Here is a 12,365-nt window from a genome sequence, read left to right as displayed (position 1 = left end):
CCATGCGCCGCCGCAAGCCCCACCACCACGTCTATGTGGTCGAACTCTCCAAAGACGTGCTGCTGGAGCCGCGCTTTCGCAAATGCAACCCCGGCTACATCGACGGCAAGCCCTGCGTGTACGTGGGCATGACGGGGCTGGACCCGGATGTGCGGTTTGACAAGCACAAGGCGGGCATCCAGGCCAACCGGTTTGTGACGCAGTATGGCCTGCGGCTGCTGCCGGACTTGTACGAGGGTTTCAACCCCATGACCTACGAGGAGGCGGTGGACCGGGAGATCGAGATTGGCATCGACCTGCGCTCGGCGGGGTTTGGGGTGTGGCAGGCGTGAGTGCCGGTTCAAAAGTTAGAGCCTGTTCAACGTCTTGGCCCCGTGGCGCATCCCTTAAGATTCCGCCCCGCTGATTCCGTTACTCACTTTTTTATAGCTGCTCGCGCATGATCTTCTATCGCTTGCGGCACATTTCACTTTAATTTGACTGCCATGAACTTCGCAGACCGCCTGAAGCAACTCCCCTCCGCCAGCCACCTCGCCGCCCTGCAACTGCTGGGCGTGGACGGCCAGGTGCTGGCCACCATCGAGAACAAACCCGGCCAGACCGGGTCGCTGGTGGTGTATGCGGCACTGGCGGCGCTGTATGGCGGGCAGATCACGCCTGCAGCCGCCAGCCTGGGGCTGGAGTGGTATGCGGAGCACGTGGCGGATGCACGCGCCTTCCCCGGCAAGCACCCCAACATTGACCGGCTGCTGGGCTGGGCCCAGGGCAGCGAGCACTTTGCGGTGCGCACCGTCGCAGCCTGAGGCGGCACCACCTTGCAAAAAAATGGATGCGGACACCGGCGGGTTGTCGAAAACGCACCAGCCCGTTCGTCGTAGGGGTGTGAACGCGTGAAAGCCCCAGGCCATTGACCGCGATGGTTTTGGGGCTCACGCTGTCATCCATCCTCCCCCTGATTCACCCAAGGAGAACCTGCATGACGACCCCCAACACCTCCGCGCCTTCCGCAGCCACCACCGGCACCGTCACCCTGCACCGCGTGCTGCGCGCCCCGGCCGAGCGCATCTACCGCGCGTTTCTGGATGCCGACGCCATGTGCAAGTGGCTGCCACCCCACGGCTTTACCGGCCGGGTGCTAAGCCTGGATGCACGCGTGGGTGGCACCTACCGCATGCAGTTCACCAACATGAGCAGTGGCGGCACGCATGCGTTTGGCGGCGAGTATGTGGAGCTGGTGCCGGGCGAGCGCATCGTGCACACCGACCGGTTTGACGACCCCAACCTGCCGGGCGAAATGCGCACCACCATCCAGTTCAAGAAGGTGATCGTGGGCACGGAGGTGTCCATCGTGCAGCAGGGCATCCCGGCGGTGATCCCGACCGAGGCCTGCTACCTGGGCTGGCAGGAGTCACTGCAGCTGCTGGCGCTGCTGGTGGAGCCTGAGATTCCGGGCGAGTAGGGCCTGTTCACTGCAGCCGCGTTACTTCAGCCACTTGTCTGCGGCCTGCTTGATGGTGCCCCGGCTGTCCACCAGGCCCCACACAAAGCCCATCACACGCACATAGTCGGCGTCGTCGGTGGGCAGCATGAAGCCCAGGTAGTTCTTGGGCGTCAGCGGTGCGTCCACAAACGCGGCAGCCAGGCGCGGGTCGGCCTTGGCGTAGTGCAGGGCTTCATAGGTTTCGGTGATCATCACGTCGCCCTTGCCCTCGGCGATCAGCGCGGGGATCTCGGCGTTCTTGTCGTGTGTGCTGACCTGAGCGGCCTTGAGGTTGGCCAGCACATAGGTTTCGTTGGTGCCGCCGGGGTTCTTGATGACGCGCACGGCGGGCTGGTTCATGGCGTCCACGCTGGTGAACTTGGCCTTGTCGGCCGCGCGCACCAGGGCCACTTTGCCAAAGGGAGCGTAGCCGGGCAGCATGTCAAAGATGCGCATGCGGTTGACGTTGCGGGTGATGCCGCCCACCGCCACGTCAAACTTGTCGCCCTGCAGGTCCTTCACCAGGTTGGGCCAGGTGGTGGGCACGTATTCGATCTTCACGCCCAGCTCCTTGGCCATGGTTTCGATCACATCGATGTCGTGGCCGCTGTAGCCCGCGTCGGTCTTGATGGCAAACGGGCGGTAGTCGCCGGGCGTGCCCACGCGGATGACCTTGGCCTCCATGATCTTGTCGAGCCGGGGGCCCGCCTGCGCGGCCTGGGTGAATGCGAGGCTGGCGACCACGGCAGCGGCTGCGGCAAGGGCCAGGGGTTTCTTGATGATCATGAGCAGGTTCTCCAGGAGGTCAAAAGATGGGCCATGGACAGACATGTCCATAGCCCGCGGGGAATGCGAACGGCCAGAGGCCTGGGCCAGACACGTTACCGCAAACGGCACGCCGGACGCGAACTCATCTGCAGGCCACGGTCCGCACCGCGACACGTGATGGCCTGTGAAGCCTTGGCGCGCGATGGCGGGCTGTCGTGCCGTTGTGCTGTGTGTCCGGTATGACGCAAAGGGCGTGCCAAACGCGAACTCGCGGCACCCGCACGGCGCCGACGCCAGGGCCAGCAAGGGCAGGCCTGCTCAAATGCTCTAATTTTTATAGCGCATCAGGCTTATCCGTTCGGCGCCAGATACCCATCTGGCACCAAACTGGGTTACCCTGCCCGGTTCTGCAACAAGGATTCGCCATGAAAAAACTCAACGTCACCATCCAACTCGAAATGACCGTACCCGACGACTGGGAGCTGGCCGATACCTCCGAGGGCACGCCCGTCATCAAGCTACCCGATGGCAAGTTCATGGACATCGCCATCGAACCCCTGTTTGCCACCGACCCGGAAGACCTGTGGGCCAGCACCGAAGACGAGGACGTGCTGGACGACATCCTCGACATGGTGGACAGCGAAGCGGTGACGTACGAGTTTGTGACGCACTGATCCACAAGGCGGAATTGCCTGCCGTGCAAGCGCCCTGCAGCGCGCTTGCCCCCCGCACACCCCACCGCGTTTTTTTACTGTTGTTCTGCCGTGTCTGAATCTGCCCGCACTGCCCTCGTCCACCCCACCACCCCCATCAACCGTCGCCGCGCCTTGATCGGCACGGCGGGCCTACTCGCACAGCCCGCCCTGGTGGCGCCACTGCACGCCAAGCCCTTGCCACCGGCGCCCACGGTGTGGCCCCAGGCGCTGCAGGTACCGGGGGGCGTGGCGCGGTTGTCGCTGGGCCCTGCGCCCACGCGGCCCGTGGCGCAGGTGCGCCAGGGCGATGTGGATGTGCCGCTGCGGGTGGTGGGCGATGCCATCGAGTGGACAGCCATCGTGGGCATACCGCTGGCCGCTGCACCCGGCGATGCGTTCATCACCGTGCTGGCCGAAGGCGGCGGCAGCCCGCGCCTGGTGCACTACACCGTGGCACACAAGCAATACAAGGAGCAGCACCTGAAGGTGTCGCCCCGCACGGTGGACCTCTCGCCCGAGGACCAGGCCCGCTACGAGCGCGAGCGCGACCACCAGGCCCAGGTGATGGCGACCTTCACCGAGCAACCTGCCGGTGTGGCCCTACCATCGCTGCGCATGCGCGTGCCCGTGCCGGGGCGGCGGTCCAGCTCGTTCGGGCTGCGCCGCGTGTTCAACGGCCAGCCGCGCAATCCGCACAGTGGCATGGACATCGCCGCCGCCACGGGTACGCCCATCGTGGCGCCGCTGCCGGGCCGGGTGATTGACGTGGGCGACTACTTCTTCAACGGCGGCACGGTGTGGCTGGACCACGGCCAGGGCCTGCTCACCATGTACTGCCACCTGAGCAGCATGGACGTGCGCGTGGGCGATGTGCTGCAGGCGGGCGACGCGTTCTGCAAGGTGGGCGCCACCGGCCGCGTGACCGGCCCGCACCTGCACTGGGGCGCGATGCTCAACCGCACCATGGTGGACCCGGCACTGTTCGTGCCAGCATAAGGCGTAGGGTATACCGCCAAATACTATCGAATTAATAGCAACTACCGCTTATTCATCAGGCGCTAGAGGCCATTTTTATCCAAACCTTTCCACGCATGACCTCGCGCCTGATCCGCTTCAACAAACCCTATGGCGTGCTGAGCCAGTTCACGCCCGAGGGCAAGTGGCAGGGCCTGAAAGACTACATCGACCTGCCCGGCGTGTATGTGGCCGGGCGGCTGGATGCGGACAGCGAGGGGCTGCTGCTGCTGACCAACGACGGCAAGCAACAGGCCCGCATCGCCGACCCGCGCTTCAAGATGGAGAAGACCTACTGGGTGCAGGTGGAGGGCATGCCCAGCGACACCGCGCTGGCCGCACTGCGCAGCGGTGTGGTGCTGAACGACGGCCCCACCCTGCCCGCCCGCGCACGCCTGCTGGAGCCCGCGCCTGCCGTGTGGCCGCGCACCCCGCCCATCCGCGAGCGCAAGGCCATCCCCACCGCCTGGATCGAACTCGTCATCCGCGAAGGCCGTAACCGCCAGGTGCGGCGCATGACGGCTGCGGTGGGCCACCCCACGCTGCGGCTCATCCGCGCGGCCATAGGCCCGTACACGCTCGACGGGCTGGCGCCCGGAACCTGGGCGGATTGAGCGGGGAGTCCTCGCGGGCCTAAACGGCGACGGCCTCCATGCGCCGTGACAACGCCGAGTTACGCGCCCGCAAGAACACGCGCAGCCCCTCGGCGTAGTCCGCACGGACGGCCTGCTGCACCGAGGCGCGCGCGGCCAGCGCAGCGCGCCAGTGCAGCACACGCGGCAAGCCCTGCCAGAGCCCCAGGTCATCCACGCCCGGCAACGTGTCGATGACGTCAAAGTACCGAAACACGGGGCCGAACACCACATCCACCATGCCAAAGTCCGCACCGGCAAAGTACGGCCCCGGCGCGCTGCGCGGGCCCAGCGCTTCTTCGACCTGCGCAAAGCGGCTGCGCAGATCCTGCGCGCGGGCCTGCAGAGTGGCCTCGTCCGGCGCGGCGTAAAACGCGCCAATGGTGTTGAGCACCGTGGAGCCAAACTCCATCCAGGCGCGGTGGCGGGCGCGCTGCAGTGGGTCTTGCGGGTGCAGCATGGGCATGGCCACTTCGTCCAGGTATTCGCAGATCACGGCGGACTCAAACAGGCTCTGGCCCCGCACCTGCAATACCGGCGTCTTGCCCAGCGGAGAGATCGCCAGAAACCAGTCGGGCTTGTGCGCCAGGTCGATGGTGCGGCGCTCGAACGCCAGGCCCTTTTCGTGCAACACGATGGCCACACGCTGCACATACGGGCACAGCGCGTGCGAGACCAGCGTGAGCGCGGGTGCGCCAGCGGCTTCTGCGCTCACGATGCCAGCCCCTCGGCGCGCAGCGCAGCCTGCACCTGCGGGCGGGCCGCCACGCGCGCCATCCAGGCCTGCAGGTGTGGGTAGGCCGTGAGCGGCATGCCCAGCAGGTGGGCCCAGTTGACGATGGTGAAGCCATACGCATCGGCCACGCTGTAGGCGCCCGCCAGGAAGTCGCTGCGCGACAGCACGCCATCCATCTCCGCAAAACGCGCGGCCAGCTTGGCCTTGGCAGCTTGGCGCGTGGAGTCGGCCGTTTCCTTGTGCCACAGCCAGGGGCTGAAGCCCTTGTGCAGCTCGGTGCTGATGAAGGTGAGCCACTCCAGCACGGCCAGGCGCTCGCGCGAGCCGGGCTTGCCGATCAGCGCCTGCGCCGGGTCCAGGTCGGCCACGTACTGCAGCAGCGCCGCGCCTTCGGTGTGGCGAGACTGGTCGTCCAGTTCCAGCAAGGGCACATAGCCGCGCGGGGAGATGTCGAGGTAGCTGGCACCGGTCTCGGTGGAGTGGTGCGCCAAATCGACTTTGACCAGATCGAACGAAACGCCCACCTCGCGCAGCGCGATGTGGACGGCGAGCGAGCAGGCGCCGGGGGCGTAGTAGAGCTTCATGTGGCGGGGCTTTCTGTGCAAAAAAGGGGTTGAAAACATCGCCCCTGAACACACGGTGGCAAGGGCGACAGGCAGAATTTATGATTGCACCTGCGCAAACAAAATAAGCACCCATGAAATCAACCATTGCATCATCGCAATACCGCCTGGGCGCCGCCGAGCTGGAGGTGCTGCTGGCGATGGCGCGCACCGGCACGCTGGCGGCGGCCGGTGAGCGGCTGGACGTGGATGCGTCCACCGTGTTCCGCGCCATCCAGCGCATCGAACGTGGGCTGGGCCAGCCGCTGTTCGAGCGCTCGCGCGCGGGCTACCGCGCCTCGGAGCTGGCCCAGGCCCTGGCCGAGCAGGCCGAGCGCGTGGAAGCCGCCCTGGAGGCCGCCCGCACTGCCGCGCAGGCGCAGCCCGAGCAGGTCTCGGGCACGGTGCGCATCTCCACCACCGACACCATCCTGCAGGGCCTGATCGCTCCCGCGCTGCAGGTGCTGCAGCCCCGCCACCCGGCCCTGGTGTACGAACTGCATGCAGGTAACGAGCTGGTGAGCCTGACGCGGCGCGACACCGACATTGCCGTGCGCGCCACCAAGCGCCCGCCGCAGCACCTGGTGGGGCGGCAACTGGGCATGATCCGCTCGGCGCTGTACACCGCTGCCGCAAGCCCGGTGGCCCTGTCTGCTGTAGAAGCTGGCCGCGCGGCCTGGATAGCACCCGACGACTCCATGCCCGATCACCCCTCGGTGCGGTGGCGCAAAAAGCAATACCCCAAGGTACAACCCACCTACCGCGTGAACAGCCTGCTCACCGTGATGGAACTGGTGGCCCGGGGCGCGGGCGTGGGCGTGTTGCCCACCTTCCTGGCGCAGGGCCGCAGCGACCTGCGTCCGCTCACCGGGTCGCTACCCGAATGCGACAACGAGCTGTGGCTGCTGACGCACCCCGAGTCTCGGCACCTGCGGCGCATTGCAACGGTGTACGGGCATCTGGCGGAGACGGTGCAGCTGCCTCAATAGCCTGTTCACAAACCCCGTAGCGGTTCCTGCGTCCCGGCCTTCACGGCCGGACGCCCCCTGGTCTTCCACGCTCCCGATGGTTTGAGCGCACCAGCGACGCTTGCGCACGTTTTAGATTTTATTGTACTAATACAATTTTTATTTGTTAGTACAATTTCATTTATGCTGTGCCAACAGGTGTGAGGAGTCCCCAAGTGCCCGATACCCTCTCTCTCCCAGGCGTGGGCTGGAAGGCCCGCCACCTGACCGGTTTCATCCAACATGCAGGACCGCTGTGGGCCAAGCGAGAAGAGCATGGCTGGGCCTACGGCATTGCGGTTGACTCCGAGCACCTCAACCCTGCTGGTACGGCCCATGGTGGCGCACTGATGACCTTGGTGGACCATGCACTCAGTGCAGTGGCCTGGGAAGCCTGTGATCGCACCCCCTGCGTCACGCTGCAGCTGGACTCCCACTTTGTGAGCCCTGTGCGGCCCGGCCAGTTTGTCGAAGCACGGGCCGAAGTGATACAGCGCACCGGCAGCCTGGTCTTTATGCGGGGAGAGTTGCGCACGGGCGAGAGCCTGGTGCTCACGGCCCATGCCCTGCTGAAAGTCATGAAGCCGTGAAGCCGCGAAATGGGAGTCGGCCTGCCACTCAACGGCCCCACCCGGCCGCCACATTGCAGCTGAAATTTCTTTGTATCCAGACAAGGAGCGCGCCTTGGACATTCCCGCACACCACAGCCTGATGGCCATGTTCGGCACCCGACCGCACCACAGCGCTGCGGTTGATACAGCCATAAATGGGTTTACGCTTGCGGGTTTGAAGCCCAAGAATACCCACATGGCCACCCGCTCCAAGCCCGCACCGCAGCCTGCCGAATCCAAGCCCGCCAAAGGTGTGCGAGTGCGGCCCGTGCCCGCCGTCACGCGCTCCATCGCCATCCTGCGGCTGCTGGGTGAGCACAAGCAGCCGCTCACACTGAAGACAGTGGCCGAGGCATTGCACCTGGTGCCGAGCACCTGCCTGCACATCCTGCGGGTACTGGTGGCTGAAGACCTGGTCACGCTCGACCCCGGCACCAAGCGCTACGCGCTGGGCACCGGCATGATCAGCCTGGCGCGCAGCGTGCTGGAGGGCGGCGGCTTCACGCAGTTGGTGCAGCCGGTGCTCGATCGCCTGGCCGCGCAGTTCGGCGTGACGGCCATGGGCGTGGAGATCACCGCGCGGCAAACGGTGATGGTGCTGGCGCTGTCGCGCTCCAGCCAGCCGTTTCGCGTACACACCGACGTGGGCAGCCAGTTCGACACGCTGGTCAGCGCCACCGGGCGGCTGATTGCGGCTTACAGCGGTGAAACCTGGCCCTCACTGAAAGAAAAATTTGCCCAGGTGGTGTGGGACAAGTCCCCCACCTTCACCGGCTGGAAGAAGGAGGTCGAGCTGACGCGGTCCCGGGGCTGGAGCCTGGACCGCGACAACTTCATGGCGGGCATCACGGTGGTGGCTGTGCCCGTGTTTGCGCCTGGGGGGCGACTGGTTCACACCCTGGTGGTGGTCGGACTCAGCAGCCAGATGGGTGCGGCCGTGGTGCAGCAACTGGCCCAGGTGATGCAGCGGGAGGCGGCCGATCTGGCGCGCCTGCTGGGAGGGAGTTGACGATGTCGGCGCACCACGCAGCAGCGGTGCAGACCCTGCTCAAAACTATCACCATGCCCGCTGACATCGACGCCAGCGGCCAGGTGCCCACGGGCTGGCTGCTGGCCAAAATGGACCAAGCGGGGGCTGTGCTCCCAGGGCAACATTTTCGGGCCCCGGTTGAATTGGTAGGGCTGGCGGATGTCACGCTGTTGGCCCGGCCTCGGCTGGGCCAATGTGTGACCTTCACCGGCCATCTGTTGTCCAGCAGCGCGCGGGATGCGTGTGTTGCCATCGAGGCCTGGTGCGAAGAACGTGGCCAGACGAGTGGCACCCCGTTGATGCGCGCCCAACTGCGCTACGCACCAGCCACCATAGAAGTGCCCGGGAACCTCTTCCCAGGCACTTTTCAAGTGGACTCTTGAGCGGACGGGGCTTTCAATCCGCCCGAATGCCCGCCGCCTTGATGATGGGCGCCCAACGCTGGCGCTCCTTCTTTGCAAAATCACCCAGCGCTGCCGGAGTGCCTCCGGCAGGTTCAAAGCCCAGTTCCAGCAGGCGCTGGCGCACTTCGGGCCGGGCCAGCACCTTGTTGACAGCGGCATTGAGCAGCTTGGTGATTTCGGCGGGCGTACCCTTGGGGGCGTAGAGCGCATTCCAGGCGACAAATTCAAAGCCGGGATACCCTTGCTCGGCCACCGGCTTGACCCCGGGCACCAGGCTGCTCGCCGACGCAGAGGTAACGCCGATGGCGCGCAGCTTGCCCGCAGCCAGGTGCGGGCGCAATGCCAGCGGAGTGTCTATCGTCACCGCCAGCTGGCCACCGAGCACATCGGTCATCGCGCTGCCCGAGCCCTTGTACGGTATGCCGAACAGCGGGACGCCCGAGCGCTCTTTCAGAAACTCCAGCACCAAACGCGCGGAGGTGCTGGGCATGGCTATATCGCTGGAGCCTGGCGTGCGTTTTACGGCATCCAGTACGTCACCCACCGCACGGTACGGTGTGCCGGAGCCCGCCGCAATCACCATCGGGAAGGTGCCCACCATCACAACCGGCTCGAAGTCCTTCTCGGGGTCGAACGGCATCTTGGCATAGAGATACTGGTTCAGGACATGGGTGGCATTAGTACCCATCGTCAGGGTGTAGCCGTCCCCGGCCGCCTGCGCGGCCAGCTCAGTCCCCAGGATGCCGCCCGCGCCGGCCTTGTTCTCCACCACAAAGGGCTGGCCCAGCTCTCGGGAGAGCTGCTCACCCAGCAGCCGGGTCGCCACATCAGTGCCCTGCCCCGCCGCGTAGGCCACGATGATTCGGATGGGTTTGGCGGGGTAAGGGGGTAGCTGGGCTTGCGCCTGGGTGGCCGCAGCTGTTGAAATCAAACTGGCAGCCGTCATGATGGCAGCGATGGATCGCATGCTTGTCTCCTGGTATTTTTTTGGTCTGCAGATCAGAGAGGGCGAGTGCGGGCAATGCCCCGGCTGTACAAGTCCTGCCTCTGGGCGTCATTGAATCCGAGATCGGCCAGCACCTCATCGGCATGTTGGCTGAAATCCGGTGGCGGAGCCCCCGGCATGGCCGGGGTTCCGTACAGCCGCGCCGGTCCCCGCAGCGCCGTGAAAGCCCCCTGCCGGATGACCATCTGGCGGTGCGCACAATGCGCCTGGGTCAAGGCCTGCGAAACATCGTTCACCACCCCGGCGGGCACACCCACACGCATCAGAGCCTCGCACAACGGCTCGCTGTCTGTGCTGGCAATGGCCGTCTCGATGAGGTCCTTGAGCGCCTGGCGGTGTTCGATGCGGTCCGCGTTGGAAAGAAACCTCGGGTCCCCGGGCAGACTGGTGCACCCGATGTGCTGGCAGAACCTACGGAACTGGCCGTCGTTCAGAATGCCGATGAACACGTGGCCGTCGCGTGCCTTGAACTTATCGTACGGGGCAATGTTGGGGTGTGCGCTGCCCAGCAGGCCCGGCGTCTTTTTGGATGCGAACCAATTCGACGCATGCGGCAGCAGCAGACTGAGCGCCGTGTCATACAGCGTGGCTTCCACCCGCTGCCCGACACCACTTTGGTGTCGGCTGCACAGTGCCATGAGGATGCCAGTGAGCGCCACGTAACCGGTGAGGTGGTCCACGATGGGGATACCCACGCGTGTGGCGCCTGTGGCCGATTCACCGTTGATGCTCATCAGGCCGCATTGCGCCTGCAGCACCGCGTCATAGCCCGGCAGCCCGCCCAGCGGCCCGTCGCGGCCGAAGCCCGAGATGGCGCAGTAGATGAGGCGCGGGTAACGACGGGCCAGCACATCTTCGTAGCCCAGGCCCCACTTCTCCATGGTGCCCGGCAGGAAGTTCTCCACCAGCACATCGGCCTCCTGCAGCAGGCGGTGCAGCACCCCCTGCGCATCAGGCTGGCTCAGGTCCAGACTGATGGCTTTCTTGCCCCGGTTGAGCGCGGCAAAGTATGCGGAGTGGCCCATCTCGTCGTACGGAGGCCCCAGGTGCCGCGTTTCGTCACCGCCTGGCGGTTCGACCTTGATCACCTGGGCGCCGTTGTCGGCAAGCATCTGGGTGCAAAGGGGGCCAGCGAGCACGCGGGTGAGGTCCACCACCCGCAGGCCCTCCAGCGCCGTGGCGCTGAAGCTTGTCATGCGGCTATTCACCCGCGGCTGGGCAACACCACCACACCACCACCGAGCACGGACAGCTCGCCGTCCTGGTTGTGCGCCTCCTGCTCGATCTCGACCAGGTGTTTGCCGTTCTCCACGAACTTGCGCGTGACTTTGCCCTTGATGAACAGCATGTCGCCCTCGGGGTTGTGGCGGCGGATCTTGCAGCTTGCTTTGTGCAGAAAGCCCGTGTCGCCCATCCAGTTGGTGAGGTGGTGCGTCAGCCACGAGGTGCGCTCTGGCCCGTAGTCATACGCACCGGGGGCCCCCACTTCGAGGGCAAAGTCTTCTTCCCAGTGCACGCGCTCTGGCACGTCAGGAACACCGAAGCGGTTTTTGATGCCTACGCCAGGATGCGCGTCGATCAGCTTCCAGGCCAGCTTGTTGGCGCGGATATACAGGCCGCCCCAGCCCTGCGCATAGGCGATGAAGCCCGTCACGGTCATCGGCCCCTTGAACATGGTGGGCAACTCATCGCCCACGTTCACATCCTCCCAATAACGCGGCACAGCGCCGCGCACTTCCTCGTTGCGGTAGAGCTTGTAGGCCTCGTTCAGCTCCTCGTCGGTGTACTGGCGCGGGCCGCGTTCGCGCACGTTGAGGTACTTGCTGCCCTGCTCCCGGGCATGGTCGCGCTCGGTGCGGAAGCACCAGCTGTCAGCCTCGGCGACCTTGTCGCCATCTTGGTTGAAGAAGTCCACGTGGTAGATCTGCTGGATGGCGCGGCCCGCAAAACGCGTCTGGTGCTCGATCAGGTCCTTGAGCGACGATTCGGTAGAAATCACGTCGTTGCGGCGGACGGGCTTGTGCCATGTCCAGTCCGCACCCGACCACATGGCGTGCACACCGGGCAGGCCGCCCACGTAGCCCGACACGATGCGGCTGGTGGCAAACAGAAAGCTTGGCAAGGCCACGATGCCGCCATAGTGGGTTTTGGCCGCATAGTCGGGGTCGCACCACAGCGGGTTGTCGTCGCCAATGCCATGCGCATAGTGGCGGATGTTGTCACGCGTGGCCTCATGGCACCACGGCTCGGCCGGCTGGCCGATCTTGATGCCAATGCGCTCACGCAATTCGTCGAGGCCGCTGTCGGTGATTTTGGGGAAGTTGCGCTGCGGAACGGTGGACATAGGGAAGTCTCCTTGTGGTGGATGGTGGGATGAAGG

General features: G+C 65.4%; 16 protein-coding genes. 10 read left to right on the top strand and 6 right to left on the bottom strand.

What is annotated here, in order from left to right:
- Window positions 1-2: 2 nt before the first annotated feature.
- The 3 genes from OIN59_RS20960 to OIN59_RS20950 all read left to right on the top strand — a co-directional run bounded on the left by OIN59_RS20960 (window position 3) and on the right by OIN59_RS20950 (window position 1,459).
- The gene (locus OIN59_RS20960; protein WP_015014990.1) at window positions 3-332 is read left to right on the top strand and encodes a hypothetical protein; all 330 of its coding nucleotides are present in this window, start codon (window positions 3-5) and stop codon (window positions 330-332) included.
- A gap of 153 nt (window positions 333-485) precedes the next feature.
- Window positions 486-803: a DUF2322 family protein gene (locus OIN59_RS20955; protein WP_274113509.1), complete on the top strand. Its 318-nt coding sequence runs from the start codon at window positions 486-488 to the stop codon at window positions 801-803.
- A gap of 173 nt (window positions 804-976) precedes the next feature.
- Window positions 977-1,459: an SRPBCC family protein gene (locus OIN59_RS20950; protein ID WP_274113507.1), complete on the top strand. Its 483-nt coding sequence runs from the start codon at window positions 977-979 to the stop codon at window positions 1,457-1,459.
- Between the two features lie 21 nt (window positions 1,460-1,480).
- On the opposite strand, the gene OIN59_RS20945 is transcribed toward OIN59_RS20950, so the two are convergent.
- On the bottom strand, window positions 1,481-2,266 hold the full coding sequence (locus tag OIN59_RS20945) for a transporter substrate-binding domain-containing protein (RefSeq protein ID WP_274113505.1): 786 nt from the start codon (window positions 2,264-2,266) through the stop codon (window positions 1,481-1,483).
- Window positions 2,267-2,673: 407 nt separating this feature from the next.
- Between OIN59_RS20945 and OIN59_RS20940 the strand changes: the two genes are divergently transcribed.
- The 3 genes from OIN59_RS20940 (at window position 2,674) to OIN59_RS20930 (ending at window position 4,571) form a co-directional block, all read left to right on the top strand.
- Complete coding sequence (locus OIN59_RS20940) at window positions 2,674-2,922, top strand: hypothetical protein (protein ID WP_274113503.1); 249 nt, start codon at window positions 2,674-2,676, stop codon at window positions 2,920-2,922.
- Between the two features lie 90 nt (window positions 2,923-3,012).
- Window positions 3,013-3,939, top strand: coding sequence for a peptidoglycan DD-metalloendopeptidase family protein (locus OIN59_RS20935; protein WP_274113501.1), 927 nt, complete (start codon window positions 3,013-3,015; stop codon window positions 3,937-3,939).
- Between the two features lie 95 nt (window positions 3,940-4,034).
- Window positions 4,035-4,571, top strand: a complete 537-nt coding sequence (locus OIN59_RS20930; RefSeq protein WP_274113499.1) for a pseudouridine synthase — start codon at window positions 4,035-4,037, stop codon at window positions 4,569-4,571.
- 19 nt (window positions 4,572-4,590) lie between these two features.
- Here OIN59_RS20930 and OIN59_RS20925 read toward each other — a convergent pair whose 3' ends face one another.
- Together OIN59_RS20925 and gstA are read right to left on the bottom strand one after the other, a co-directional pair.
- On the bottom strand, window positions 4,591-5,304 hold the full coding sequence (locus OIN59_RS20925) for a glutathione S-transferase family protein (RefSeq protein ID WP_274113497.1): 714 nt from the start codon (window positions 5,302-5,304) through the stop codon (window positions 4,591-4,593).
- Window positions 5,301-5,909: a glutathione transferase GstA gene (gene gstA, locus OIN59_RS20920; protein WP_274113495.1), complete on the bottom strand. Its 609-nt coding sequence runs from the start codon at window positions 5,907-5,909 to the stop codon at window positions 5,301-5,303. The genes OIN59_RS20925 and gstA overlap by 4 nt, the downstream gene beginning before the upstream one ends.
- A gap of 113 nt (window positions 5,910-6,022) precedes the next feature.
- Between gstA and OIN59_RS20915 the strand changes: the two genes are divergently transcribed.
- The 4 genes from OIN59_RS20915 (at window position 6,023) to OIN59_RS20900 (ending at window position 8,958) form a co-directional block, all read left to right on the top strand.
- Window positions 6,023-6,916 carry a LysR family transcriptional regulator gene (locus tag OIN59_RS20915; protein ID WP_274113493.1) on the top strand — a complete coding sequence of 298 codons (894 nt, stop codon included), beginning with the start codon at window positions 6,023-6,025 and terminating at the stop codon, window positions 6,914-6,916.
- Window positions 6,917-7,110: 194 nt separating this feature from the next.
- Window positions 7,111-7,524, top strand: a complete 414-nt coding sequence (locus OIN59_RS20910; RefSeq protein WP_274113491.1) for a PaaI family thioesterase — start codon at window positions 7,111-7,113, stop codon at window positions 7,522-7,524.
- A gap of 217 nt (window positions 7,525-7,741) precedes the next feature.
- A complete protein-coding gene (locus OIN59_RS20905; protein WP_274113489.1) occupies window positions 7,742-8,554 on the top strand; it encodes an IclR family transcriptional regulator in 813 nt (270 codons plus the stop codon).
- A 2-nt stretch (window positions 8,555-8,556) separates the two neighbouring features.
- Window positions 8,557-8,958 carry a hotdog family protein gene (locus tag OIN59_RS20900; protein ID WP_274113487.1) on the top strand — a complete coding sequence of 134 codons (402 nt, stop codon included), beginning with the start codon at window positions 8,557-8,559 and terminating at the stop codon, window positions 8,956-8,958.
- Window positions 8,959-8,971: 13 nt separating this feature from the next.
- Here the strand turns inward: OIN59_RS20900 and OIN59_RS20895 are convergent, their stop codons facing one another.
- The 3 genes from OIN59_RS20895 to OIN59_RS20885 are packed head-to-tail and all read right to left on the bottom strand — an operon-like array spanning window position 8,972 to window position 12,329.
- On the bottom strand, window positions 8,972-9,946 hold the full coding sequence (locus OIN59_RS20895; protein ID WP_274113485.1) for a Bug family tripartite tricarboxylate transporter substrate binding protein: 975 nt from the start codon (window positions 9,944-9,946) through the stop codon (window positions 8,972-8,974).
- A gap of 32 nt (window positions 9,947-9,978) precedes the next feature.
- Window positions 9,979-11,181, bottom strand: coding sequence for a CaiB/BaiF CoA transferase family protein (locus OIN59_RS20890; protein WP_274113483.1), 1,203 nt, complete (start codon window positions 11,179-11,181; stop codon window positions 9,979-9,981).
- A gap of 8 nt (window positions 11,182-11,189) precedes the next feature.
- Window positions 11,190-12,329 carry an FAS1-like dehydratase domain-containing protein gene (locus tag OIN59_RS20885; RefSeq protein ID WP_274113481.1) on the bottom strand — a complete coding sequence of 380 codons (1,140 nt, stop codon included), beginning with the start codon at window positions 12,327-12,329 and terminating at the stop codon, window positions 11,190-11,192.
- Between the last annotated feature and the right edge of the window lie 36 nt (window positions 12,330-12,365).

This window comes from Acidovorax benzenivorans, from assembly GCF_028680575.1.
Lineage (GTDB): Bacteria > Pseudomonadota > Gammaproteobacteria > Burkholderiales > Burkholderiaceae_C > Acidovorax > Acidovorax benzenivorans.
Note: the sequence above shows the minus strand (reverse complement) of the source record. Positions and strands in the feature narration are given on the sequence as shown.